This is a genomic window from Aquimarina sp. (genome assembly GCF_977115655.1).
In genome coordinates this window covers 34,047-59,130 of the sequence record NZ_CDSBKO010000024.1, presented here as the reverse complement: position 1 = coordinate 59,130, position 25,084 = coordinate 34,047, and the positions used below count along the sequence as shown (strand labels likewise).

Here is a 25,084-nt window from a genome sequence, read left to right as displayed (position 1 = left end):
GTTAAAAAATTATCATTTCTTTACCAAAATATTCTAAAACTTAGATTTGGGGTAATTCCTAACGAGAATATATCAGATTGGATAAACTCGTTATTAAGTGTATTAGTGGTTTTGTATTCTCTGTTTAATAAGTTTTTTTTGTTATACAGGTTTAATACAGATACGCCTATTCGATATTTCATTTTTGGGGTATTGCTAATTTTAAAATCATAAATAGCAGAAAAATCCAGTCTGTGGTATACAGGAAGATTATCACTGTTGATTTTATCAAATTCTAAAATTACAATTTCACCACTTTCATTTACTCGGGATATATTGGTAAAAGCCTTACCTGTATGCCATATCCAGCCTAAAGAGAATTGAAAATTACTGATCTTATAAAACTGAGACCATTTTACAGTATGTTCTATATTCCAATTTCCAGGAAAAGATTTATTATTGTTTATCCCTTCAAAGGTATTATTGGTATTTATATAGGAGTAACTTACCCAGGTTTTATAGTTTCTGAAATTCTTTTGCAAAAAAACATCAATTCCAAAAATCGTACTTTCCCCCTTGTGATATGTGTTATCTATAGGATTTATAAAACCTGCTGTAAGAGTTGTGATTCCTTCGATTTGTTTATAGTACCCTTCTATATCCAAGTACCATTTTTTTTTGTTATAACTACTTCCAAAGGTATATTGAGAGCTTTTTATTGTAGGAAAAGCATCATTGTTTGCTAATGTCCAGACTTGGTTTTCTAAAGACAAGTCACTGATTACAGATTCTTTAATTTGACTTGCAGTTTGACTTCTGTATTCTGTACTGACATTAATTTTCCAGTTTTTGGTAATATTTTTTTGAGCAAAAAGTCTTGGTTCTGTTAGGGTTTGATTAAGTTCTGAATAATAATTTGTTCTAATTCCGGCAGAAATATAAAAGTTATTTGGTTTCTCAAACTTATACTGGATATATCCAGCGTGTGTATTCAGAAATCGATCGTCTTGATCTAAAATCAATTCATAATCGGGTGTTGAAGTTACAAAAGCATATCGTATGGTATTGTTTGAAAATTGGTATCCGCCAGAAATATCATGATGGTTAGATATTTTATAGTAGATGTCAAACTCTGCTCCAAAATCTTTTACACTATTTTTTTTACTTTCTATTTCTGCTAACCCGTTATTGTTTTTGGTGATAAATTGATAGTTTAAAAGGTATTTTGTGTAATATCCGGATGTTTTGGTACTTAAGGTGCTATTATATGTGTGATTCCAATTAATACTATATCCTTCATTTTGGGTTATCAGATCATCGTTAAAAGAGGTGGTGGTATCTTTTTGTTTAAAATCTAAGTCATTTTTACTGTAAATAGAATTTATTTCAATTTTATTATTGTTTGATGGTTTTATGATTATGTTAGTATTATAATCTGTATAGAAAAAATTATTTCTTTCATTATCTACATAAGGTGCTTCGGCAATTTTTGTATTCTGAAAAACACGTTTGGATAACTGTTTGTAAGTGATAGTTTCTAGAACATCTGTATAAGATCTTCTTCCGGATACTTGAAACGATATTTTATTTTGCAGGATAGGGATATGAGCTACCATATCGGCATTAATCATATTAAAACCAGCTCCGCCTGTAATTTTTTTTGCAATTTTATTTTCGGATTTGATGTCTATAACTCCCGCAATTCGATCCCCGTATTTAGCATTAATACCACTTTTGTAAAAACTAACTTCCTTTGCTACATAGGGGTTAAAGGCAGATAGCATGCCAAAAAGATGCCCTTGATGATACGTTTTTATGCCGTTCCATAGAACTAAATTTTGGTTAGGAGCACTTCCCCGAACATATATTCCAGAGGCTGTTTCAAAAGGATTGTTAACCCCGGGGGTTAATTGTATGCTCTGCAAAATGTCTGGCTCTGTTCTGCCGGGCAAAATCTCGACATTATTCAAATCAATATGAATTATTTTTTTGTTTTGGGTAATACCTTTGGTTAGATACTCTTGGATAAAGACCTCATCCAGGACTTCTTCTTTTAGTAAACTAAGATATATGGTATCACATTTTTTATTTAAAAATGATTTGGTATTTAATACTTTTTGTCGAAATCCGGGAGCACTAATTAAAATAACGGAATTGTTTGGAACTTTTTGGGTTTCAAAATACCCTTTTTCGTTAGTAACAGTATTAGTTCGATTTGCTTTAAAAAATACACCAATATTCGGGATTGGTTTTTTTTCTTCGTCCAAAATATATCCACAAACAAATATGGTATCTTTTTTTTGTAAAGGGCTAATAGTAACAAAATTGGCTCCTGTTATTTTGAAATTTAGCTCAGTTTGTTTTTGTAGCTCAGAAATTACGTTTTCTAACGAAAGCTGAGGGTTTATATGGATTGATATTTTTTTGTTATTTATTAAGGCATCGATATAAGAAAACTTAATAGAATATAGCTGTTCAATTATAGGGATAGCATCATGTAATAATTTATTATTGATATGAGTACTTGTTGCCTCTTTTTGAGAAAAGACAGAAATGCTAAATAAAAAAAGATATACCCATAAAAGTTTTATCATTTCCCTTAATTATTCTAATACCACAGTCTTGCCATCTTTCGATATACTATACTCCATGCCTAAGGTACTAAAAACTGTTTTAAGGGCGATATCTTTATTGTTGTTAGGAAAAGTTCCTGTATATACAGTTTCTAAATCTATGTCAATTGTTTTTATTTGTAAATTATATTGTTCTTCAAGCTCTTTAAAGACATATTTAAGAGGGATGCTTTTAAAAGAACTGGTATTAGAAAGCCAAGAAGGGGTAGTGTCTATAAAATCCCAACTTTTTGGTTGGGTGTTTTTTATATTTCGGTATCCTTTTCCTGCGGTGAGTATTTTTTCATTTTTTTGATGAGTTATACTAACCTTTCCTTCGTAGCATGTAATTTCAAAAAAATCATTTTGGGATTGCACATTAAATTGTGTTCCTAATACAGAGATTTTTCCGTTATCTGTGTTTACAGTAAATTTGCTTCCTTTTTTTACTATAAAAAAAGCTTCTCCTTTCAATGTCAATGTTCTGTTTTCTTTCCATTTCTTTTCATTGAAGCTAGCAGTGGATTTAGCATTTAAAACCATCTCAGAGCCATCTGGTAAAGTTATAGCTAATTGTTCTCCATAATTGGAGTGAAAAGATGTATTGGGGTTAAATAAAAATATTCCTAAAATAATTGCAATAGAAGCAGCTACTGCAAAGTAAGGCCAAAATTTAACCATCAATCCAGATTTGTTTTTGATCCTGTTTTGTTGCTTGGACTTTAAGCCAGAAAGTTCTTTTTCTACATCATAATCTTTTAAATCTAAAGCTTCTATACCAGCCATCATTTTTGCATAATGGTTGTATTCTGGATGTAACTTAAACTCTTGAAGTTCTTCCTCAGAGAGTTCTTTGTTAATCCATCTGGATAAGAATATATCATCTTTTTTATCGTCTAGCATAACTTTGATATATATATGTGAACGTTCTATTTAATAAATACCCTACTTTTTAATAATTTTAATACACCGTAAAAAACTTAACTTCTTTTTATATCAAAATCGAAGATACTTTTTTATATATCATTTCCTATTTTGTTTCGTAAAGATAATAATGCTTTATGCATAAGCTTTTCTATTGCTTTAACAGAAACACCAGATAATTCTGCTATTTCTTTATATGTTTTTTTGTCGATCCTATTTAAAAGAAAAACCTCTCTTTGCCTTTCTGATAAATCGGCAATGGCGTTTTTAAGTTTTTCTAAGTATTCTTGTTCTAAAAGTATAAACTCTGGAGATTCATTATTAACATCTCTTGAGCAATGTGTAATATAATCTTTGTATTTAAACCTAACTTTTTGATGTCTGGTATTACTAATGCCAATATTAGTTGCTATAGTGTAAATATAGCTTTTTGCTTTGTCCAGGGGTACCTTAGAGCAATTGTCCCATAGTTTAATAAATGCATCTTGAACAATATCCTCAGCCAGATCCAAGTCTCCAAATTTGTAATAAATATAATTTCTCAAAAGTTTAGAATTGCTTTTGAAAAATTGGTCAAAAACTTTTTGATTGCACGTAGAGTTTTTATTGTTGGGCATTAGGAGTATAAAAATGTATTACCAAACATAAATTATTTTTTTATGCTATCAAAGAAATAAAAGATAAAGTAAAGGGTAGGGTATTTTTTTAAAGAACCGTTTTGTTTATAAGAAGCGGACATGCTCTGGATTTTTAAAAAAAATATATTAGGTAATTTGGACTCATAATAAAAAAATAATTAGTTAGGTTAGATTAATTAGGTTAGTTCCCTGAAAGTATGGCCATGCTTTTGGGGAATTTTTATTTGGAGTATTTTATCTTGAAAAAAGGGCGAGATTTTTATCCCGCCCCAATTATCATTTATTTTAAAGTTTTAATTAATTCAAATCCCAAAATAATTTAGTTTCAGGAAGATCACCACCAATTGCACCAGATGCAGCTTTCCAGTTTGTCGGATTTAAAGTTTGCTCAAGAACAGGATATGTGTATCTGTTAGGGAAACCTGATTTAGCTCCATCAGGAATTGCTAATATTGGATAATCTAAAAGTCGGATTGAAGTCCAGGCTTCTAGCCCTCGATTAAAAAGCGCTATCCATTTTTGATTACCTATTGCTTCTTTCCAAGGAGTAGTTGCAGTACTGTTGGCAATAACTGTATTGTAATCAACCGTTGGTTGCAGAAGATATGTTGAAGCATCAGCGTTTGTGCCACCCCAATTTACAATAGATGCAATGATGCCTGCATCATAATGTTCTTTGATAGTACCACCAACTGCAAAGTTTCTTGCTGCTGCTTCGGCTAATAAAAATTCTACTTCTGCATAATCCAAAATTACACCTGGAGCTGTTGCTGCCTCTATCTGTGGCGATACATGAGAATGTGAATCAAAGTCAGAGGTTAAACCAATACCTCCTCCTATATATGTACCTGTTGCAGGTACTTTTAAGAAATACAAAGGTCTTCTGGGATCATTAAGGGTGTTCATCATATCAATAATTGTAGCAGCTGCAACAAAATCACTTCTTCCACTTAGAACTAAATTATTATGGATAGGGTTTATATTTGGAGCAGATGATAGATATTTGAAATAAGCATTATCTGCAGAGCTGGTAAATACTCCGGTAGCTACAGCTTCTTCTACCGTGCTTTTAGCAAATGTATTATCTGTGTCAGATAATAAAATCCCCATTCTTAGTTTTAAAGAAGCAGCAAATTTTTTCCATAAAGTTGTATTTCCTTCATAGATGTTGTCTGCAATTCCAAAACTCCCTTTGCTAAGATCCAAGGCATTTATAGCTATTGTTAATCTATTGATTAGATCTTTATAAACCGTTTTGCCATCATCATACACAGGGAGAAGGTTATCAATATCTAAGGCTTTTGTATAAGGAATGTTTCCAAAAGTTTCTACTAGTATACTGTAGGTGTAGATAGTTAAAATTTCTATTATTTGTAGCTTGTTGGATTTAACATCAATGTCAGGTTTTAAAACATATTTGGTGTCATTTATGACTTTACTAGCTTCATTTAGGTCTTTTAAAACATCTTTATAAAGGAAACTCCAGTGATTATCAGGAATAGATCTGGTTATTTGATCATATTGACTCTCTTGTAGATATGTCGTTTCTTGTAAGTATTGAGACCAAAGTTTAGTGTTGTTATTATTTACATTAAGGGTGACTATTTGATCAACAAGACTTTTTTGTGCACTAGTAAATAAGGTTTCTCCCGGAACAGAAGAAGGATCTTTAATATTCTCGTTCAAACTTTCTATATTGTCAGAGCAAGATGCTATAATTACTGCTGTAATTAGTATTAATATTTTTTTCATTTCGATTTTTTTTAGAATTGTAATTTTAGATTGAAGCCAAAATCCCTTGTTGTAGGTAATGATCCTGTAGAATACCCTTGTAGGTTACCAGAACCTAAACCTCCTTCAGGATCTTCATGAGGGATGTTTTTGTCTATTATCCATAAATTAGATCCTATTGCACTTACAGAAATATCATTTAAAAATGTACGGTCAACTATTTTTTTAGGGAAAGTATATGTTAGTGAAACTTCGCGTAGTTTTACATAGCTGGCATCGTATACAAAAGCCGAATCAGGAAAGCCTCCATCCGACCCAAAAGGAGTGTATCCATTAGCATCTACTCTTGTTGTATTTACAGCGCCATTAGAAGTAACACCAGGGTTAATTAATCCACCACCATCTGCTAAAGTATTCCTTACTGGATTACCCAAATCATTAATAAAAGATGTTTCAGCGTACAAACCAGTACCTAAACCATAGTATTGATCCAAAGCAAAAATGTCTCCTCCTTTTTGGATGTCAATTAAAAAACTGAAAGTTAGGTTCTTGTAATAAAATTTATTTGAAATACCCATTAGCCAATCTGGATTTGTATCACCAATTATATTGTTAGATGCAGGAGTTTTTTCATAATGTCCGTCAGCATTTACAATTCTCTGACCATTTAAATAAGTGTAATCCGTACCGTAAATGACACCATACGGTTGGTCTATAGTTGCATTTATTGTAATCCCCCCTTGAAAAGAACCTAATTGTAAGTTTTCTATACCGTCTTCTAAAGAAATTACTTTATTTTCATTTTTAGACCAGTTTACATTTACATTCCAAGAGAAGTTATCGGTCTTTACAGGGGTTCCATTTATAGATAATTCAATCCCTTTATTTTCAATTTTTCCTGCATTCAGGATTTTGGATATAAAACCAGTTGCTCTACTAACAGGTACTCCAAAAATTTGATCAACAGAGTTGTTTACATAATATGCAACATCAAATCCTAGTCTGTTTTTTAAAAGTTTCATTTCCAACCCAAATTCGGTACTAGTAGTACTTTCTGGTTTTAGATTGGGATTCTTTTTTGTGTCTCCAACAGAGGTGCTAGCACTTCCTATAGGAGTATTTACATTGTAACTGTCATATAAAAAGTCAAAAGGAGCACTGTTTCCAACTTCAGCATAATTAGCCCTTATTTTACCAAATGAGATAAAATCGGCATTAATAAGATTAGAAAAAACAAAACTACCAGCAATAGAAGGGTAATAGAAAGTACTATTTCCTTTTGGTAAAGTAGAAGAATGATCTCTTCTTATGGTACCATCTAAAAATAACATGTTTTTGTATCCTATAGACATACTAGCGTAAATACCATCTACTCCAATTTTTTCATCTATTTCTTCAGGCAAGGGAAGTGGCCCCACACTGTTTTGTAAAGAATATAATTTAGGAACACTAAGACCTCCGCTTGTAGAAGCATAGATAGACTGAATATGGTTTCTTCTTATGTTAGTTCCTAAAATTCCTTTGACATTAAATTGATCATTTAAATCTTTATCAAAATTAAACATCAAATCATAGTTGGTTTCTGTGTTTTGAATATTCTTTCTACCATAGCCAGAAGATACATTTCCTCGGTTATCCACGGTTCCTCCTCCTGGATTAACCCCAAAAGAAGTAGCGACACTACCATTTGCTCTTCGTTCTTCTTGTAGTTCAGAATAGGTGTCGGTAGCAACTCTACCGGTAATGTTAAACCAATCTGCTATCACATAATTCAGAGAAACATTTCCTAAAAAACGATTTCTGGTATCGTTTTGATAGTTTTCATATCGTGTCCAATATGGGTTGTCCCAATAAATAGGAAGAGATCCAGCTTCTATACTAGCAGGGTTCCAGGTAACGTTTCGTCCCGTAGCAAAATAGATATCTTTTTGCTGTTGTATATCTACATTGGTTTGCCACCATTGTTTAAAATTAGATATTATATTATCATTATAACCGGTTGAGTTACGCCCTAAACCATCTGTTTTGATATAATTAGCGTATCCGGTAGCGGTTAATTTATCTGTAAGTTTAAAGTTACCACTCATAGAAAAATTATTTCTTTTAATAGAGCTGTTAGGTAACAGACCCGTTTGGTCAAATTGAGTATAGTTTAAACGAAAAGAACCTTCTTTAAATCCTTTGTCCAAAGATACAGAGTTGGTAATAGTAACAGGGGTCTCAAAAAAGGTAATAGGACCATTTTTAGCATTAACCCATGGTGTAGCTGTTTTGTAATTAGGAGAGTCCGGATCAAAAGCATCCCATTGGTATACGAGTATGTTAGGATTAAAAGCAGGACCATAAGAAGCATCACCTCTATGACGAACAGTTAGATCATTAGCAGTACCATCTTCATTAATATCTCTTTGGTAAAAACTTGGGTCATAACCACCACCATATTGCGTTTGATATTTAGCAAAGGTGCTTTTATCAACAGACCCAAATGTTATCCCCGAATTAATTGTAATTCCAATTCCTTTGGTCTTGCCACCTTTTTTGGTAGTAATCATAATAACTCCATTGGCAGCTCTGGAGCCATAAAGAGCAGATGCTGCTGCACCTTTTAGTACATTTATAGATTCAATATCCTCAGGATTAATGTCAGAAGCGGCATTTCCATAATCATATTGTCCTCCCCGTGCTTGTCCTTGAATTTTTGAGTTAGTATTTGTATTGTTAATAGGAACTCCATCAATAACAAACAATGCCTGGTTACTTCCTGTAAGAGATGCATTTCCTCTAATAACAACATTAGTAGATCCTCCCAAATTATTATTCCTCTTTATTTGTACACCAGATGCTTTACCAGATAAAGAATTTACGAAGTTTGCAGTTTTTACCGTATTTAAATCTTCTCCGCTAACTTCTTGAGTAGAATATCCTAAAGACTTTTTGTCTCTCGAAATACCAAGGGCTGTGACAACTATTTCGTCTAATTGCGAGGCTGTAACTTCTAATTGTACATCGATTGTTTTTTGCGCTCCAACTGTAATTTCTTTATCGGCAAAACCAAGATAAGTAAATAAAAGAGTGTTTCCCGGCGTTACTTGCAGAGAATAAATTCCGTCAAAATCTGTTTGAGTACCATTATTACTTCCTTTTACGATAATATTTACCCCGGGCAGAGGCATACCTTCATTATCTGTAACCTTTCCGGTTACTGTACTTTCTTGTGCAAATGAAAATTGTGTCACTAATACTGACAAGAGTACTATCAAATTTTTTGTTAATAATTTCATTATTTATGTTGATTTGTTGTTAACTACGGAAAAAGTATTAAGAAAATTGTCGTTATAATATTAAATATGTTTTTTTTAACAAAAAAATAACTTAATGTTTGTAAAGATTTTTTTGAAGACGACTAAGAAAAACTGTTTTGTTTTTTCAATACTTTCGGGATTTCATTATTTTGACAGTGTTTTTGCATGAAATAGATTAATAGATAATACAGATTTTAACTTTGTTATATTGATTTTAAGCTTTTAGCACAAAAATATAAGTGTTAAAAAAATTATGATTTAATATTGCTTAATTGAATAAAAGAAAAACTGTTTTTGTAATTCTTAAACATAATCATTATATAGAAAGGGCGGATTATTTTGGTTAATATAAAAAAGAAAATTTAGTATCCCTATACAAGTGTTTTATCTTGAAATATGGGGTAAAAAGAAATGATTTTGGCAGATGGCTTCGTTCAAGAATTGAATTAATTATATATTTAGGGATTTTTGAGAGATTTAGTTTAAAAACAAAGATCTTGAATTGTTTCTTTGTACAGTTAAATAGGAAAAAAGAATGTTGTTTTATAGATTTATATATCTTAATATAGGTTTTTATAAAAAGAAAAGGTAGGGGAAGATATATTGTTAAGCGTTACATACAAAAGAAGATAAAGTTACATTGAATAATTTGAGAATATATCATAATGGATTATTACTAATATTTTTATTAGCAGTATGCTCATGTGTAAATGATGATAGTTTTTTTTCGGTTGATAGCGATAATAAAAAAATAACATCAACTATAGCTATGATGACAGTTTTTAACGATTTAAAAACTAAAGATTTAGGACTAAGTGAAAGAGATATATGCTTTTCTTTTAAATACCCTCTTGTATTAGGGTATAATAATGATTCTACAATACAGATTAATAATTTTGAAGGCCTGCTAAGCGCTATTGCTAATCAGAACAGAAATTTTTATTTAACAGGATTACAATTTCCTGTACAAGTTGCTTATCAAAACAAGGACGTTTTATCTGTTATAGAAAAGGAAGAGGATTTTATTACGGTTCTTAAGGAATGTCAAATACCAACATTTAGAAATGAAATAGATACTTTATTTAAACAATGTTTTAAATTTAGTTACCCTGTTCTTTTAAAAGATAAGAATAATAAAGATACTATTGTTGATAATGAAAATAGTTTTGATCGTTTTCTACAGGATAATGGAAACGAATATCAACCAGATTTTAAATTCCCTGTAGAAGTGTTGGTTGCTCCTAAGTTTACTGCTACAAAAGTGTCGTCATATTATGAATTTTATGAAATAATAAATAATTGTATTGGATGTCCTGATACAAAATTTCAAATAGAGTCATTAGCAAATAATAGATATAGATTTGTTCTTAATTTTGAGGTTAAGGATGGATATCGATTGTTCTTTATAATTAATGAAAAAATTCATGGCGAAATTATTGATGGTAATCCCTTTGAGAAACTATTAGCTCCGGGAGATTATGATATATGTATCAAAGCAATAACACCAGATTGTTTGAATGGTAAAGAATTTTGTAAAAAACTTAAAGTTGAGCCTGCTTGCCCTGAGATAATAATTGACTATGAAGAGATTTCTCCTCAACATACTACTTATCGTTTTACTCCCAGAGTTACAATGTTAAATGAGGATGTTACTGTGAGTTGGTATCTAAATAATACTTTTGTTAAGGACGAGTTACTTAGTGTAGGGTATGTTGATATAGAATTAGATCAAGGAACAAATACGGTTTGTGCAGATTTGAAAACAGAAAATTGTCCTGACGGGGTACGATCTTGCGCAGAGGTTATACTACGATAAATCAGGTCTATCTAAGTACCAATTTAGTAATTAAATTTTTTTCTAATTCTTCATTAAGGTTGTCAATTATTTTTTGCTTTCCATAGCTTAATTCTTCTCTTAGTACAGACGAAGTGAGTTCAACATATAAAGTCTCTCGTTCAAACTTAATGTTATGTGTGTATTTTGTTATGGCAGGCCCCATTACCTTTTCCCATACATCACGTGCAGCTACTTTGTCTAACCCTTTTTGAAGGTTGTTGTCTGAAACAAAATTTTTGAGAACCTCTCCCAAACTTTGGTGTTCTTGATGACGTTTTGCCATTATAATTTAATCTTTTTATGTCGCTCATAAAAGTAAACATTTCCAGCTTCATTTTTAACAGCGATATAGTTTTCTTTTGCAGATATGATCGTTTCTTTCCATGTCGACAGTGTGGTTTTATAATATAATCTAAGGCTGTCATCTTCAATTTTTAAAGTAAAAAATTCATAGTCATTATTAGCAGTAAAGCTTCCATCCAGTTTTGGTTGCACTTTTTTTCGAATACCTGTGGAGTCTTTGATTTTAAAAAAATCAATGCTTTGGTTGAATTTATACTCTTTTTTGCTTCCATCGGATAATATTACTTTTTTTATTTCCCAATATCCATTTAAGTATTGGATTTGGTCTTTAGGGTTATTCTTTCTGCAAGAAATAAAGAACAATATCAACGTAATAAATAGTAAAAATCGATACATATTTTGTGAACTGTTTTTTTTAATTGTTTTATAACCGGATAATTTTATAAGATTGGGATATTTTTTTAATTACATTTTCTGTTCTGTCTGCATGTGTATCGCTAATAAATAGTTGTCCAAAATTTTGATCGTCTACCAATTTTATAATATGTTCTACCCTTTTTTCGTCAAGTTTGTCAAAAATATCATCAAGCAAAAGAATTGGGTTTGTTTTGCTATATTGTTTTATACAATCAAATTGAGCCAGTTTTAAAGCAATGAGAAATGATTTTTGTTGTCCCTGGCTACCAAATTTTTTAATAGGAAACCCTTCTATCTCTAAAGACAGGTCATCTTTATGGATTCCTGAACTTGTATATTGCAAAGCTCTGTCTTTAGAAATGTTTTGTTCTAAAAGGGATAGTAAATCATATTCAGACAATCTACTTTGGTAAGAAAGGGATACTTTTTCCTGACCAGAGCTTATAGCCAGATACCTCTTTATAAAAATGGGTATAAAGGTGTCTAAAAAAGCTGTTCTTTTTTTATAAATACTACTGCCATGCTCATGCAGTTGTTGGTTGTAAATTTCAAGAGTTGTGGGGTCAAAGGTGCTATTGACGGCAAAATATTTTAATAAAGAATTACGCTGAGATAGTATTTTTGAATACTTTAATAACGAGTTTAAATACAAAGGATCGCTTTGAGAAATTACCCCGTCTATAAATTTACGCCGTGTATCACTACCCTCTGTAATCAAGTCCCTGTCTGCCGGAGAAATAATTACTAATGGCAAAAAACCAATATGTTCACTAAAAGTATCATAAGCTTTTCCATTACGTTTAATTACCTTTTTTTGTCCTCTTTTGGCACTTACAACAACTTTTTCCTCTCTTTCTTCTTTCGTATAAAACCCGTCGATAACAAAAAAATCAGCATTATGATTTATGTTTTGACTAGTAATAGGATTAAAATAACTTTTTCCAAAAGACAGGTGATAAATAGCATCCAGAATATTCGTTTTTCCAACACCATTATGACCAACAAAACAGTTTATCTTATCATCAAATTCAAAATTGATGGCGTCAAAATTCTTATAATTAAGTAAAGAAAGAGATTTTAAAATCATAAAACACTGATGGTCAATAGGTCTTTGTTTTGGTGGAATCCGTAATTAATTCACGCAAATTATTGAAAAATAACAAATATTTTCCCTTTTAATTATGAATAAAAATTTTATTTTTGCCGTTCATTAAAGAAAATTTATGGCAACTTACAAGAAACGAGGACACAAACCTAAAAATAAAGCTGAAGAAGTTGAGCAAATCGAAGATAAATCAACAACCGCAGAGGTATTTAACACCCTGGACGAGGGAGCTTCTAAAACCGAAGAGTGGGTTGCAGCTAACCAAAAATATATACTGGGCGCAGTAGGAATAATAGCTATTGTTGTATTAGGATATCTTGGGTTTCAAAAATTTATCCAGGAACCAAAAGAACAAGAGGCTGCTAACGAGATGTTTAAAGCACAACAGTATTTTGATAATGCAGTTAATGGAGACTCTACAGTTAGGGATTCGTTATACACCTTAGCTCTTAATGGAGGAGAAGGTAAATATGGTTTCTTAGAAATTATTGAAAATTATGGAAGTACAAATGCAGCTAATTTAGCAAACTACTATGCAGGTTTTTCATACTTAAACATGAAAAAATACCAGGAAGCAATTAATTATCTGGATGATTTTAAAAGTGAAGATGAAATACTGGCACCTTTAGCTCTTGGTGGGATTGGAGATGCATTCTCTCAATTAGATCAAGTAGAAGAAGCATTAGGGTATTATGAAAAAGCAGTAAAAATAAAATCCAATGATTTTACAACACCAAAGTTTTTATTAAAAGCTGCAGTAACCGCAATATCTCTTAATAAACCAGAAATCGCGATCACATATCTGGAAAGAATTAAAGAAGAGTTTCCTAAAAGTGTAGAAGCTAATCAGGTTGATGTTCATCTGGGACAAGCGCAAACAATGAAATAGTTTGTTTTTTTAAACTGAATATGGCGACAGAAAATAAAAATTTATCAGAATATGATAAAACAATAATCCCAAATGCGAAAAACTTTCGATTTGGGATTGTTGTTTCAGAATGGAACGAACAAATCACTCAAGGGTTGTTTCAAGGTGCTTTTGACGCACTTATTGATTGTGGAGCAATAAAAGAAAATATTGTTAGGTGGGATGTGCCTGGTAGTTTTGAATTGATATATGGTTGTAAAAAAATGCAGGAATCTTATGATATGTTAGATGCTGTTATAGCAATAGGATCTGTGATTCAAGGAGAAACCAAACATTTTGATTTTGTTTGTGAAGGAGTCACGCAAGGCATTAAAGATTTGAATATTAGCAGTGATATTCCGGTTATTTTTTGTGTGCTTACCGATAATACATTACAGCAGTCTATAGATAGATCAGGAGGAAAACACGGCAATAAAGGTACAGAAGCAGCAATAGCAGCTATTAAAATGGCACAATTAAGAAAAAGTGCTAAGTTTTGGAGTTAATTTAATACCTGCATAAAGGATAATATGGATGATTTAATAGCAGAGTTTTCTGGTTTGTTAAAAAAAGGAACCCGATACATTGCAAGTAGAAAAGAAGAAGAGTTAAAATATAAGACTTCTTTAAATTCATGGTCCAAAATAGAGATTTTAGGTCATCTTATAGATTCAGGAAGATATAATTTACAACGATTTACCGAAATTCAGTTTGAAAGCAAACCTTATAAAGTTAAAAGCTATAATCAGGAAGAACTGGTAAAAATAAATGATTATCAAAATGCAGACCCATTAGAGCTGTTGAGTTTTTGGTTATCTGTAAACGAAAGAATTATCCAATTGCTCAAGATGCAAAATGATGTTACATTAAGCTATCAGGTTGAATTAGAAACCAACCAAATATTTAATTTAAAGTTTTTAATTCAGGATTATATAGCACATTTAGACCATCATTTAAAACAAATAACAGACCCAAAAGCAGCTTAATAGTTTTGGGTTAATCGCAAAACCTTACAAAGTCACCTGTTCTTAATGCAGCTTGTTTTGTAGTGTGAAAACCAACTTATTAGGTAAGTTAAAAAAAATGGCATAGCTCTTGCTGTTTGTGTTTGGATGTTATTGTAATGCCAAAAGCTTTATTTTACAAAGCATTTTAAGTATATTTGGATAATCAAAAAGACAGGAACAGATTGTGAAGTTAAGTATTCCGAAAATAAGAAAAAACCGAAGGTTTAACTATACACCCAGATATTATAAGGGTAAAAGTGAGGGTAATATCTATGATTTTGAAAATAGAATCACTAAATACCGGGATACCACAAACGATATAGATTTTGGGTCACATTGGGCAGATGCCCGTGTTTCTAGCAGAAACAGAGGTAATCGCGAAATTAATAAAAGAGTAATCTACATTGTATTAATACTGGTTTTTATCTTTTTGTATATAATAGATTTTGATTTATCCATATTTACTGCACAAAAATAGATGTCTGATATCATTCAACTATTACCAGATCATGTAGCCAATCAAATTGCTGCCGGAGAGGTAGTTCAAAGACCGGCTTCGGTGGTAAAAGAATTGCTGGAAAATGCAATTGATGCACAAGCTACCTATATAAAACTAATTGTAAAAGAATCTGGTAAAACCCTTATTCAGGTAATCGATAACGGACAAGGTATGAGTGCTACAGATGCAAGGTTATGTTTTGAAAGGCATGCCACATCAAAGATAAGAGTAGCAGAGGATCTTTTTAAATTAAATACTAAAGGGTTTAGAGGAGAAGCACTAGCCTCTATAGCAGCTATCGCCCATGTAGAATTAAAAACAAAACAGGAAGAAGACGAAGTAGGAACAGAAATAAAAATAGAAGGTAGTGAGGTAGTATCTCAGGAAGTATGTGTTACACCCAAAGGAACTTCTATAAGTGCCAAAAATTTATTTTATAATATTCCTGCCCGTCGAAATTTTCTGAAATCAAATACAGTAGAGTTGCGTCATATTATCGATGAGTTTCATCGGGTGGTTATGGCACATCCCTCTATACGATTTGATATGTACCATAATAGTAGTGAGGTTTTTAATTTGCCAATTACAAATTATCGCCAAAGAATAGTAAATGTATTTGGAGGAAAAACAAATGAAAAATTAGTTCCTGTAAAAGAAGAAACAGATTTGGTTACTATACATGGATTTGTAGGGAAACCAGAATATGCTAAACGAACCAGAGGAGAGCAATTTTTCTTTGTTAATGATCGATTTATTAAAAGCGCGTACTTAAATCATGCCGTTAGTTCTGCTTTTGAAGGTTTGCTAAAAGACAAAGCACATCCAAGTTATTTTATATATCTTACTGTAGACCCTAACTCTATTGATATAAATATACACCCTACCAAAACCGAAATTAAGTTTGAAGATGAACACTCGTTGTATGCTATGTTGCGATCTGCCATTAAACATAGTTTAGGGCAGTTTAATGTAGCACCTGTATTAGATTTTAACAGGGACTCTTCTATGGATACACCTTATGAGTATAAAGGTAAAATAGCACAAACACCTACTATAGAGGTAGATAGAAGTTTTAATCCGTTTAAAGAAGAAAAAACAACCAGGGATAATTCATTTTCAAATACATACTATGCTCCAAAAAAAGAAACTACCGCAAGTTGGGAAAATCTATATGTAGGATTAGAATCAGAAATGAAAACATCTAAACCTATAGAAAATGATTTTTCTTCGGTAGAGTTTGAAAGCGAGGAAGTTACCGGGTCTTTGTTTAAAGGAGATGAAAAAAAAATAGGAAACCATACTACCTATCAACTTCAAAAAAAATATATTGTTACTACGATTAAAAGCGGAATGGTGATCGTAAACCAATATAGAGCGCACCAAAGAATATTGTACGAAGAGCTGTTGCGTAATATTACTATGGCTAGTGCAGTAAGCCAGCAATTACTGTTTCCTTTAATACTGTCTTTTTCAAAAAGTGAAATACAACTTTTAGAGATAGTAAAAGAACAACTCGAAAATACAGGATTTGTTTTTGGGGAATTGTCTGAAGGAGAAGTCAAAATTACAGCAATACCATCGGTAACATCAGAAAAAGAAGTTTCGGTTTTATTAGAACAATTAATAAATGATCTGGAAAATGAAGTGCCGGATAGTGGTTTCTCACAGACAGATTTATTGGCAAGGTCTATAGCAAAAAGTATCGCAGTAAGAACCGGGGTAGAATTGGCTTCAGAACAACAGCAATATATGGTAAATAGTTTATTTGCATGTACAGACCCTGCTATTACACCAGATAATAAGCCAACTTTCATCACGTTGACTATAGATGAAATAGATAAAAAATTTTGATAAGTAAATGGGAAGAATTACAGAAACAGTAAAAGTATTATTAATAGTTAATATTATTGTTTTTATAGGAGCTTTGACCTTAGGAAATAATGCTTTTGATTTTTTTGCACTTTGGTTTCCAAAAAATGATAATTTTCAGATATGGCAAATCATTACACACATGTTTATGCATGGAGGAGAGAGCCATATTTTTTTCAATATGTTTGCCTTATATATGTTCGGAAGCCACTTGGAAGCTTCTATAGGTCAGAAAAAATTTCTTTTCATATACTTTTTTTCAGGGATGGGAGCAGCTGGTTTTCAAATTCTATTTACATATTTTCAGTTTAATCCAGGGTATCAGGCATATATAGAAGCAGGGCTTTCCTCTTCAGAAATAGGGGATTTTATACAAAATGCTGTTGCAAACCAAAAATATATTGTGTACCCTAATATACCACAGGACATAACAGAAAATATGATTAAATCGTATGCTACGCCAATGGTAGGTGCATCAGGAGCTATTTTTGGTGTTTTGGCAGCATTTGCCGTACTATACCCCAATTTGCCTTTGTACATTTTATTTATCCCGGTACCTGTTAAAGCAAAATATTTGATTGGAGGGTATTTTTTATTGAACTTATACGGAGGAATAACTGGTCAGGCTATTTTAGGGCCTTCAAATGTGGCACATTGGGCTCATATTGGTGGAGCTGTAATCGGTTTTATAACTATGTGGTATTGGAAAAAAAATTCGTTTAATCAGCATCGTTGGGACTAATATGGCAGCTAACAATTTAACATACCAGTTTAAAACAGCTAATATTATTATTAAGCTTATTGCAATTAATACCATAATATTTTTGTTTGCTAATCTTGGATCCTGGATTTTTCAAACCCAACCAGATATATTGATGCAATGGTTTGTACTTCCTACAGAGTTTAGCTCCTTGATATTACAGGTTTGGGGGGTGTTTACCTATAGTTTTTTGCATTTTGGGTTTTGGCATATTTTCTGGAATATGCTAATGCTGTATTGGTTCGGGCAATTTGTTTTAAATCTGTTTACAGAAAAAAGGTTTCTTACCATATATTTGTTGGGAGCTGTTTGTGGTGGTCTGTTATTTGTGTTGGCATATAACTTATTTCCTGTTTTAAGTGGGCAAATGGGGTACTTAATAGGTGCTTCGGCAGCAGTACTGGCAATTGTAATTTTTATAGCATCTTATGCTCCAAATACAGAAGTTAGAGTATTGGTGTTCACAGTAAAATTATGGCAAATAGGAATATTTATGGTTCTTGTAGACTTAATTCAAATTCCTAATTCGGGAAATGCGGGAGGATTAATTGCTCATATTGGAGGAGCTTTGTTTGGATATATGTATGCTATACAACTAAAAAAAGGAAATGATATTGGTTCCTGGTTCGAAAAATTAATGGATGGGTTAGTAAATTTATTTAAACCCAAAAAGAAGAGCCCTTTAAAAACAGTACACAGATCCAAAAAAAATAAATCCAGTATTAAAACAGCGACCGCCTCTTCTGTAAAAAACCCTAATCAAAAACAAATAGACGCTATATTGGATAAAATTAGTAAAAGCGGATACGATAGCTTAAGCAAAGAAGAGAAAGATTTTTTATTTAAAGCAGGGAAGGAGTAGGGGCATGAGAAAAGCAATTAATAAGATCATCTTTGGGATGAACTCTATAGCAGCTTTTGCTTTATTGTTATCTTATCTATTGCCATACGTTTCCCCAAAAATGTTTCCACTACTATCAGTGCTCAGTTTGGCTGTGCCGGTTTTGATAGTTGTTAATGTGTTGTTTTTATTATATTGGACGGTTCTTTTGAGTAAAAGAGGAATACTCTCTCTTGTTGTTTTGGTTTTAGGGATTTCTCACGTGTCGTCATTATATAAATTAAAGGGCAATTCAATGGATGAATCCAAAAACGGCATCTCTATGATGAGCTATAATGTACATAGCTTTAATCGTTTTAGCTGGATTGACTCTAAGACTATCCCTCAAGATATTTCTAAACTCGTAAAAACGCATAATCCAGATATTTTTTGTGCACAAGAGTTTTATAATAACCCCGATATTGATTTTGATCAGTACCCTTATAAATATGACTATTTTAACCATAATAGCAGGGAATTAGCATTGGTTATATTCTCAAAATATCCTTTTATAAAAAAAGGTTCTCTAAACTTTGAAAAAACAGCCAATAATGTAATTTTTGCAGATATAATAATGCCAAGAGATACGGTAAGAGTATATAATATTCATTTGCAGTCCCATAGGATTAGTTCTAAAACAGATGATTTGGCCAAACAAGATTCTCAAAAATTATTAAAAAGAATCCAGATATCTTTTAAACAACAACAGCAACAGGCAGAACAGCTTATTGCGCACATGAAATCATCTCCGTATAAAAATATAGTAATGGGGGATTTTAATAATACAGCATACTCTTACGTATACGATAAGATCAGGTCAGAGAATCTTCAGGATACTTTTAAAAAACAAGGAAAAGGGTTTGGAAAAACTTTTAAATTTGAATTATTCCCCGCACGTATTGATTTTATTTTAGTGCCAGAAGAATTTGAAGTTCTAAGTTTTAAAAGCTTTAATTTAGAACTTTCAGATCACTATCCAATATATTCTAAGATAAAAATTCCTTAATTACATTTTTCCCGATAATAAAATAGACTCTGTTATTACTATTTGCACTTTGAATTTTCCGCAATAAAATTCTCTCCTATCCGCCGGTGCTTCAAAGTTAAAATGGTATTATATCCTTAGCTCTGTACAAACGCTATGCTTGACACCAGATCAGGTCTGGAACAAACTTTTTACCATGAATGTTAAAAAAAACAGCTGATTTTCTTTTCTGGCAAGCTCAAAGTGTAACAGGCGTATTACTCTTCTATATCGGTAACTTTGTTTGCCATTTTCTTTTCCCAACCTTCAGAAAATATTGCATGTTTGTTTTTTGCCATTAGCTTCATTTTTTCTTTTACCAATTGTTGTATGGATACGGGTAAATCATAGAATTTTTTATTGATATTAGTTTTTCTTCCCCCATAATCACTGTTTTGGTGCCTTATAGCTATTCTTTTACGATTATGATATATCATGATTTTTACTCTGCCATCGGCATGCATCTCTTGCCCGGTGGTTCCATACACCAATATAAGATCTACTAACCCGTCGTTGTCCAGATCCGCTAATTCTGAGTATTTGTTCCAGAACCAAATAGATGTTTCCCATTCTTTATCGATAAAATCACTAATAGTAGACCTTTTTTTAAAATTATTGTTAGTGTAGCTTAGATTAAAGGCTTGTATTTTATCATGTATAGTATCATTTTTTTTGTCAACTATGTAGTGCTTTGTTAATAACAAGTAATGTTCTCCCGAATCATCTTTATATGAGTATGCCTGATAAATAGGATATTCAACACCAATTTTCTTTTCTATTTTTTTAGTAAAGACAGACGTGGTTTCTTTATCCGAAAGTTTATGGGCTAATTTAGTATCAAAAGGAACCGTATCTTGTCTTTTTAACTCTATTGTAGTGGTTACATCTTGTTGTGTTATTTTTTCATCAGCATTATTTTTGGGTTCTTGTGATTTTTTTTGACAAGAAAAGATGAAAAATACAGCAAAAAATAGAAATTTATTCATGAGCAAAAGTGTAAGGCTAAAAAAGAAGCTAATTAGCACCAGTTAAGTAATAAATGTAATAAATATTTTACAAATCAACAGATATAACCATAGTTACATCATCCAACAATCCAGTAAATCTGTAAAAATATGCCATAATAATGCTAGGCCAGCAATTCGTGTTTTAGTAAAAAATAACATAAAGCTATATATTGAAATCGCAAAATAGCTATGCAAAATATGAAATCCAATACTGCATCGGTTAGGATCGAAAATTGGACTGGCAAAAATATGATCCAGATCTATTAGCATAGCTGCAATAAAAAAGAGGTATACTTTTTTCCATTGTTTTGGAAAAAATAATAAAGCCATACATAAGGGGACTATAAAATGAAATCCATAATGTAGGATTGGTCTAATCATAATAATTAACTGTTTCCCATTTTTTGAGAACGAATCTAAGCCAAATAAAAGGATTTTAAATAAATTCTATATAAAGTAATTACTTTTTTTTGCCGGTAAAATAGTTTTCTAAATATGGAAGGAGCATAGTCGTGTATTTTTCTGCCCCTAAACCATTCAAATGATTACTGTCTGATAGAAAAGCAGGGTTAATGATACTAGAAATAAATTCTTTAGAATATTTTATTTTGGAGCTATCCGGAAGTGAGTTGTATATGGGGATTACAATATCTTTTTCTGCTTTTTTATTATAGGTGATAGGCAAGAAAAAAACAATTTTGGTATTATGTTGGTTACCTGATTTGAATAAATGATTTATATAGTTATGGTAAGAACTAAGGTCATTATTGGTTTTGTAGGAATTAAGCTCCTTATATCTCAAGAAAGGAGTAATAGAATTATAATTGTTTTCAGCAGATGAAACAAATCCAGCCAATTTTTCTTTATTATTAACATTAAATCGTAATATTTTTTTTAGATTCTCTTTTAATAAAATTTTCTTAAAAAAATAATGGTTTATTATATCCAGTTTAAGTATTAATCTTTTACGAAAACTTTCTTTTTTAGTTAATTTTTCAATAGAGCATAATAAATGGATATTTTCTTTGCTAGAAAAATCTATAAATTCACTTGGAAGATCAGGTATTATTGGTGATAATTCAATGAATAATATTTTTGGAGCTGATTTTTTCATCAAAAAATCAGCAAAAATACAATTACTCAAAAATGTAGAACCACTAACCCCTAAGTTGTATATATTTTTATTTTGAAAATGTTCCCTCAGGATTTTTGGATTAATACTTTTTTGAACCCTACTGGAACCAATAAAAAGAAATGAAGAATCCTTGATGCGTGATATCTCGTCTGTTATATCAGATGAGTACTCAATAGGAGATACTTTTTTCAGAATAAGTATTAGAAAAAATATAATAATACCAAAAGCTATTAGCTTGATTAATGTTTTTTTTATTTTCATAAAATTAATGTCAAAATAAAGTGTAGTAATTGTCTATTCCTGCACTTATTCCAAAAACTAAAATCATTAATACCATTTTAATATAAATAAACCATCTGTTTAATATAGGTTTATCTTGTAAATAATCATCAAAACGTTTGTTTTTTGCCTTTTTGTAATGGTAATCCATTATTGCAAAAGAACTTATAATTATTAAGGTGTTTGTGAGTTGTTTTTGTATAAATTGCTCTGGAAAATAAGGGGCATTGCTAAAAATTTTTTCAAATACTCCTGTTAAATTAGGAGAGATAAAAATCAAGGCCAGAATACACGAAAATAAAAGATGGTATAAATAGCCTGTTGCTTTCCTAAATCTGGGGTAGGGCATTTTTTTAAAATCAACTTTTTTCTCAAATATAATCCATAATCCATTCATTATACCCCAAATTAACAGGGTTAATGTAAATTCATGCCATAATGCAATTAGTATAAAAGTGATTAGCAATAGTAGATCTGTATATTTTCTTTTTTTATCATATTTTGCTATAACAAAGAAAAAATAATCTCTAAACCATTCATTGAGAGTTATATGCCATCCTTTCCAAAATTCTTGTCTGGAAGAGGAAAAATATACACGATAACCAAAATTATCCTTAAGTGTAATATTGAAAATTTGGGATATACCTTGAAAAAAATCAATAAATGAACTAAAATTACAATAGAGATAGAAAAAGAATAGCCCTCCTGGTATTAAATAATAAAATCCACTAATTTCTGTAATTAGCAGATGATTCATTAAAGAAAAAATTCTTTGTGCAATAACCATGTTTTTGAATAATCCCCAGAGTATCAAACGCATCCCTTTTGAAATAGATGTGTCTGAAACTGAAATACTCTTGAATTGCTGAATAAGATATTTTGCTCTGTGAAGAGGGCCTGAGAATATAGCCGGGAAATATGTTAAGTACAGTAGAACCAAAAAAAAGTTTTTTTCTGGTTCGATATACTTTCTTTTAATATCCATCAAATAACTTATTCCGTTAAAAGTAAAGTACGAAAGACCCATGATTTGAAATAAGGATGACCATTTAAACCATTCTAAAAGCTGTATGCTCTTAGCATTATACTCTGCAAAATGAGAATTAGTATTTGTTATTTTGAAAATAACCAATGGTATTAAAATAATGAGTACTATTGTTCTTGTTTTTGAAAGATTGCGATGTGTTATAAAACTTAATTCATATATCACATAGGAGAGTAGTACTAAAAAAACTATTTTGTAACCCACAAGCAAATAATAAAAAACCAGACTGGTTATTAAAAGAGCTTTCCATTTATCTTGTTTAGAAAAAAAAGAAATTAAAACTGCAGAACAAATTATGTATAAAAGGATTAGTAGTAAATTAAACTCTACCATTTAATTTTATTTTGTAAAATCTTATTTTATAAGATTCATTGATAGTAAAAAAGTTTTTTTTGTTTATTTCAGTTTTATGGGCAAAAAGCCAGCGGTGCGCATAAAAATTTGTCTTGTCCATTTTGCAGGTTGAGTATTATCAATAGTAAACTTTTTCAAAAAACTTACCATAGGTTTTAGACAGTACCTCATTTCTTGTCTTGCAATTTGTGCTCCTAGACAAAAATGATTTCCGCCCCCAAATGCTAAATGGTCATTAGGGTCCCTATTAGGGATTATTTTATCAGGATTCATAAAAATTTCCGGATCGCGATTAGCACTTGCTAAGCAAAGATATAATTTTGATTTAGCAGGAATTACTATGTTATCATGTTCTATTGATTCTTTACTAACTCTTATAGTATACTGTAAGGGAGAAGAAAATCTAAATAACTCTTCTATTAAAAGATTTAATTCTTTAGTATCCGAATTTAATACATGATTTATCAATTTTTGATCTTTAAGTATTTCAAATAGGGCGATAGCTAAATTATCTTTAGAGGTTTCAAAAGCTGCCATTACAGAAACAGACATAATAGAATATATGTCTTCATCAGAATACTCCAGGTTTAATTGATTTGCAAAGAATTTAATGTTCTCTTTGTATTTTGAATCATGAAAGATATCCTTGCCCCATAAAAACCATGAGTTTATCTCTTGATATATTTGTCTAGGAATAAATAAATCCTGGCTTTTAGCCAACATATTTGAATATTTTTTAACTTTTTCAAAGCTTTCAAAATTTTTGATGCCAAAAAGCTTTTCAACAATTAAAAAGATAAAATATGAACAATAATTTATTAAATCAATATTGCTTGAACTTTTGTAATATTCGTTTAGAGTATCCGTAGATTCTTCTATAATTTTTTCTAAATCAAATTCTTTAAAGGATTTTCCTATTATGGACCTCACGTTTTTATGCTCATTACCATTTAAGTACATAACCCATTTTTGAGTTCCTTTTGATAAATACGGACATGCATCTGAGTTCTTAAAAATATAAGGCTCCTTCTCTTTAAAATAAGTGTTTAATCGAGATACATTATAGTCATTTGAGCGAAGAATTTTAGATACATCTGTATATTTGAAAAAAACAAATTCGTCATGTATGCCTTTGTGTATAGGTTTTTTTTCTCTGCATTCTTTTAAATGTTGATATGGATCATTAAAATATCCTTTGGTATATGGGTTCCAAACTATTTTTGATTCTCGATCCATACAACAAGTTTATTTATGGTGTTATATTCTGAAAATATTGTTGGGTCAATTTCAGTAATATCTAGTTTTGATTCCAGATCAAAAGCTAAGGTTAGAATCGATAAAGAATCCATATTAAAGTTCGAAAATTCCAGATCACATGATATTTCTTCAATAGGTAAATTAGTCTCTTCTGCAATTTTTTCCTGAAGCCATAATGTTATATTCATAATGTGTTTTTTAATGATGTTTTAC

23 protein-coding genes are annotated in these 25,084 nt (G+C 31.0%); 9 read left to right on the top strand and 14 right to left on the bottom strand.

Annotated elements, in window-relative coordinates; all coding sequences use genetic code 11:
* Window positions 1-20: 20 nt before the first annotated feature.
* The 5 genes from ACZIYX_RS11890 to ACZIYX_RS11870 all read right to left on the bottom strand — a co-directional run bounded on the left by ACZIYX_RS11890 (window position 21) and on the right by ACZIYX_RS11870 (window position 9,165).
* Window positions 21-2,573 carry a TonB-dependent receptor domain-containing protein gene (locus tag ACZIYX_RS11890; RefSeq protein ID WP_462682463.1) on the bottom strand — a complete coding sequence of 851 codons (2,553 nt, stop codon included), beginning with the start codon at window positions 2,571-2,573 and terminating at the stop codon, window positions 21-23.
* A gap of 9 nt (window positions 2,574-2,582) precedes the next feature.
* Window positions 2,583-3,494, bottom strand: a complete 912-nt coding sequence (locus tag ACZIYX_RS11885) for a FecR family protein (protein WP_462682462.1) — start codon at window positions 3,492-3,494, stop codon at window positions 2,583-2,585.
* A gap of 113 nt (window positions 3,495-3,607) precedes the next feature.
* On the bottom strand, window positions 3,608-4,132 hold the full coding sequence (locus ACZIYX_RS11880; RefSeq protein ID WP_462682461.1) for an RNA polymerase sigma factor: 525 nt from the start codon (window positions 4,130-4,132) through the stop codon (window positions 3,608-3,610).
* Between the two features lie 318 nt (window positions 4,133-4,450).
* Complete coding sequence (locus tag ACZIYX_RS11875; protein ID WP_462682460.1) at window positions 4,451-5,905, bottom strand: SusD/RagB family nutrient-binding outer membrane lipoprotein; 1,455 nt, start codon at window positions 5,903-5,905, stop codon at window positions 4,451-4,453.
* An 11-nt stretch (window positions 5,906-5,916) separates the two neighbouring features.
* Window positions 5,917-9,165, bottom strand: coding sequence for a SusC/RagA family TonB-linked outer membrane protein (locus tag ACZIYX_RS11870; RefSeq protein WP_462682459.1), 3,249 nt, complete (start codon window positions 9,163-9,165; stop codon window positions 5,917-5,919).
* A 661-nt stretch (window positions 9,166-9,826) separates the two neighbouring features.
* Here ACZIYX_RS11870 and ACZIYX_RS11865 point away from each other — a divergent pair.
* Window positions 9,827-11,002 carry a hypothetical protein gene (locus ACZIYX_RS11865; protein WP_462682458.1) on the top strand — a complete coding sequence of 392 codons (1,176 nt, stop codon included), beginning with the start codon at window positions 9,827-9,829 and terminating at the stop codon, window positions 11,000-11,002.
* A 7-nt stretch (window positions 11,003-11,009) separates the two neighbouring features.
* On the opposite strand, the gene ACZIYX_RS11860 is transcribed toward ACZIYX_RS11865, so the two are convergent.
* Genes ACZIYX_RS11860 through recF form a run of 3 tightly spaced genes read right to left on the bottom strand, consistent with a single transcriptional unit; the run spans window position 11,010 to window position 12,830 of the window.
* Window positions 11,010-11,306 (bottom strand): DciA family protein, encoded by a 297-nt coding sequence (locus ACZIYX_RS11860; RefSeq protein ID WP_462682457.1) that lies wholly within the window; start codon window positions 11,304-11,306, stop codon window positions 11,010-11,012.
* A complete protein-coding gene (locus tag ACZIYX_RS11855; RefSeq protein ID WP_462682456.1) occupies window positions 11,306-11,722 on the bottom strand; it encodes a lipocalin family protein in 417 nt (138 codons plus the stop codon). The genes ACZIYX_RS11860 and ACZIYX_RS11855 overlap by 1 nt, the downstream gene beginning before the upstream one ends.
* A gap of 28 nt (window positions 11,723-11,750) precedes the next feature.
* Window positions 11,751-12,830 carry a DNA replication/repair protein RecF gene (gene recF / locus ACZIYX_RS11850; protein ID WP_462682455.1) on the bottom strand — a complete coding sequence of 360 codons (1,080 nt, stop codon included), beginning with the start codon at window positions 12,828-12,830 and terminating at the stop codon, window positions 11,751-11,753.
* Between the two features lie 136 nt (window positions 12,831-12,966).
* Here recF and ACZIYX_RS11845 point away from each other — a divergent pair, with 136 nt between their 5' ends.
* The 8 genes from ACZIYX_RS11845 to ACZIYX_RS11810 all read left to right on the top strand — a co-directional run bounded on the left by ACZIYX_RS11845 (window position 12,967) and on the right by ACZIYX_RS11810 (window position 19,776).
* Window positions 12,967-13,737, top strand: a complete 771-nt coding sequence (locus tag ACZIYX_RS11845; protein ID WP_462682454.1) for a tetratricopeptide repeat protein — start codon at window positions 12,967-12,969, stop codon at window positions 13,735-13,737.
* A gap of 20 nt (window positions 13,738-13,757) precedes the next feature.
* Window positions 13,758-14,261: a 6,7-dimethyl-8-ribityllumazine synthase gene (gene ribH / locus ACZIYX_RS11840; RefSeq protein ID WP_462682453.1), complete on the top strand. Its 504-nt coding sequence runs from the start codon at window positions 13,758-13,760 to the stop codon at window positions 14,259-14,261.
* Window positions 14,262-14,285: 24 nt separating this feature from the next.
* Window positions 14,286-14,741, top strand: a complete 456-nt coding sequence (locus ACZIYX_RS11835) for a DinB family protein (RefSeq protein ID WP_462682452.1) — start codon at window positions 14,286-14,288, stop codon at window positions 14,739-14,741.
* Between the two features lie 205 nt (window positions 14,742-14,946).
* Window positions 14,947-15,240 (top strand): hypothetical protein, encoded by a 294-nt coding sequence (locus tag ACZIYX_RS11830; RefSeq protein WP_462682451.1) that lies wholly within the window; start codon window positions 14,947-14,949, stop codon window positions 15,238-15,240.
* Complete coding sequence (mutL, locus tag ACZIYX_RS11825; protein ID WP_462682450.1) at window positions 15,241-17,112, top strand: DNA mismatch repair endonuclease MutL; 1,872 nt, start codon at window positions 15,241-15,243, stop codon at window positions 17,110-17,112.
* Window positions 17,113-17,119: 7 nt separating this feature from the next.
* Window positions 17,120-17,872, top strand: coding sequence for a rhomboid family intramembrane serine protease (locus tag ACZIYX_RS11820; protein ID WP_462682449.1), 753 nt, complete (start codon window positions 17,120-17,122; stop codon window positions 17,870-17,872).
* A gap of 1 nt (window position 17,873) precedes the next feature.
* The gene (locus ACZIYX_RS11815; RefSeq protein ID WP_462682448.1) at window positions 17,874-18,752 is read left to right on the top strand and encodes a rhomboid family intramembrane serine protease; all 879 of its coding nucleotides are present in this window, start codon (window positions 17,874-17,876) and stop codon (window positions 18,750-18,752) included.
* Window positions 18,753-18,756: 4 nt separating this feature from the next.
* Window positions 18,757-19,776, top strand: a complete 1,020-nt coding sequence (locus ACZIYX_RS11810) for an endonuclease/exonuclease/phosphatase family protein (protein ID WP_462682447.1) — start codon at window positions 18,757-18,759, stop codon at window positions 19,774-19,776.
* 236 nt (window positions 19,777-20,012) lie between these two features.
* Here the strand turns inward: ACZIYX_RS11810 and ACZIYX_RS11805 are convergent, their stop codons facing one another.
* The 6 genes from ACZIYX_RS11805 to ACZIYX_RS11780 all read right to left on the bottom strand — a co-directional run bounded on the left by ACZIYX_RS11805 (window position 20,013) and on the right by ACZIYX_RS11780 (window position 25,059).
* The gene (locus tag ACZIYX_RS11805) at window positions 20,013-20,780 is read right to left on the bottom strand and encodes a M949_RS01915 family surface polysaccharide biosynthesis protein (protein ID WP_462682446.1); all 768 of its coding nucleotides are present in this window, start codon (window positions 20,778-20,780) and stop codon (window positions 20,013-20,015) included.
* Between the two features lie 93 nt (window positions 20,781-20,873).
* Window positions 20,874-21,182 (bottom strand): DUF6122 family protein, encoded by a 309-nt coding sequence (locus ACZIYX_RS11800; RefSeq protein ID WP_462682445.1) that lies wholly within the window; start codon window positions 21,180-21,182, stop codon window positions 20,874-20,876.
* 79 nt (window positions 21,183-21,261) lie between these two features.
* A complete protein-coding gene (locus ACZIYX_RS11795) occupies window positions 21,262-22,197 on the bottom strand; it encodes a hypothetical protein (RefSeq protein ID WP_462682444.1) in 936 nt (311 codons plus the stop codon).
* Window positions 22,198-22,207: 10 nt separating this feature from the next.
* Window positions 22,208-23,593 carry an MBOAT family O-acyltransferase gene (locus ACZIYX_RS11790; protein WP_462682443.1) on the bottom strand — a complete coding sequence of 462 codons (1,386 nt, stop codon included), beginning with the start codon at window positions 23,591-23,593 and terminating at the stop codon, window positions 22,208-22,210.
* 63 nt (window positions 23,594-23,656) lie between these two features.
* Complete coding sequence (locus ACZIYX_RS11785; protein WP_462682442.1) at window positions 23,657-24,850, bottom strand: cytochrome P450; 1,194 nt, start codon at window positions 24,848-24,850, stop codon at window positions 23,657-23,659.
* Entirely contained in the window at window positions 24,829-25,059 is a 231-nt protein-coding gene (locus ACZIYX_RS11780) for an acyl carrier protein (RefSeq protein ID WP_462682441.1), read from the bottom strand. The genes ACZIYX_RS11785 and ACZIYX_RS11780 overlap by 22 nt, the downstream gene beginning before the upstream one ends.
* Window positions 25,060-25,084 lie beyond the last annotated feature (25 nt).

Coding starts and splice junctions, on each gene's coding strand:
- ACZIYX_RS11880 (WP_462682461.1), bottom strand. CDS start 4,132: ATGCCCAACAATAAAAACTCTACGTGCAATCAAAAAGTTTTTGACCAA.
- ribH (WP_462682453.1), top strand. CDS start 13,758: ATGGCGACAGAAAATAAAAATTTATCAGAATATGATAAAACAATAATC.
- ACZIYX_RS11860 (WP_462682457.1), bottom strand. CDS start 11,306: ATGGCAAAACGTCATCAAGAACACCAAAGTTTGGGAGAGGTTCTCAAA.
- ACZIYX_RS11800 (WP_462682445.1), bottom strand. CDS start 21,182: ATGATTAGACCAATCCTACATTATGGATTTCATTTTATAGTCCCCTTA.
- ACZIYX_RS11885 (WP_462682462.1), bottom strand. CDS start 3,494: ATGCTAGACGATAAAAAAGATGATATATTCTTATCCAGATGGATTAAC.
- ACZIYX_RS11815 (WP_462682448.1), top strand. CDS start 17,874: ATGGCAGCTAACAATTTAACATACCAGTTTAAAACAGCTAATATTATT.
- mutL (WP_462682450.1), top strand. CDS start 15,241: ATGTCTGATATCATTCAACTATTACCAGATCATGTAGCCAATCAAATT.
- ACZIYX_RS11780 (WP_462682441.1), bottom strand. CDS start 25,059: ATGAATATAACATTATGGCTTCAGGAAAAAATTGCAGAAGAGACTAAT.
- ACZIYX_RS11845 (WP_462682454.1), top strand. CDS start 12,967: ATGGCAACTTACAAGAAACGAGGACACAAACCTAAAAATAAAGCTGAA.
- ACZIYX_RS11790 (WP_462682443.1), bottom strand. CDS start 23,593: ATGGTAGAGTTTAATTTACTACTAATCCTTTTATACATAATTTGTTCT.
- ACZIYX_RS11870 (WP_462682459.1), bottom strand. CDS start 9,165: ATGAAATTATTAACAAAAAATTTGATAGTACTCTTGTCAGTATTAGTG.
- ACZIYX_RS11835 (WP_462682452.1), top strand. CDS start 14,286: ATGGATGATTTAATAGCAGAGTTTTCTGGTTTGTTAAAAAAAGGAACC.
- ACZIYX_RS11785 (WP_462682442.1), bottom strand. CDS start 24,850: ATGGATCGAGAATCAAAAATAGTTTGGAACCCATATACCAAAGGATAT.
- recF (WP_462682455.1), bottom strand. CDS start 12,830: ATGATTTTAAAATCTCTTTCTTTACTTAATTATAAGAATTTTGACGCC.
- ACZIYX_RS11805 (WP_462682446.1), bottom strand. CDS start 20,780: ATGAATAAATTTCTATTTTTTGCTGTATTTTTCATCTTTTCTTGTCAA.
- ACZIYX_RS11855 (WP_462682456.1), bottom strand. CDS start 11,722: ATGTATCGATTTTTACTATTTATTACGTTGATATTGTTCTTTATTTCT.
- ACZIYX_RS11810 (WP_462682447.1), top strand. CDS start 18,757: ATGAGAAAAGCAATTAATAAGATCATCTTTGGGATGAACTCTATAGCA.
- ACZIYX_RS11890 (WP_462682463.1), bottom strand. CDS start 2,573: ATGATAAAACTTTTATGGGTATATCTTTTTTTATTTAGCATTTCTGTC.
- ACZIYX_RS11820 (WP_462682449.1), top strand. CDS start 17,120: ATGGGAAGAATTACAGAAACAGTAAAAGTATTATTAATAGTTAATATT.
- ACZIYX_RS11795 (WP_462682444.1), bottom strand. CDS start 22,197: ATGAAAATAAAAAAAACATTAATCAAGCTAATAGCTTTTGGTATTATT.
- ACZIYX_RS11875 (WP_462682460.1), bottom strand. CDS start 5,905: ATGAAAAAAATATTAATACTAATTACAGCAGTAATTATAGCATCTTGC.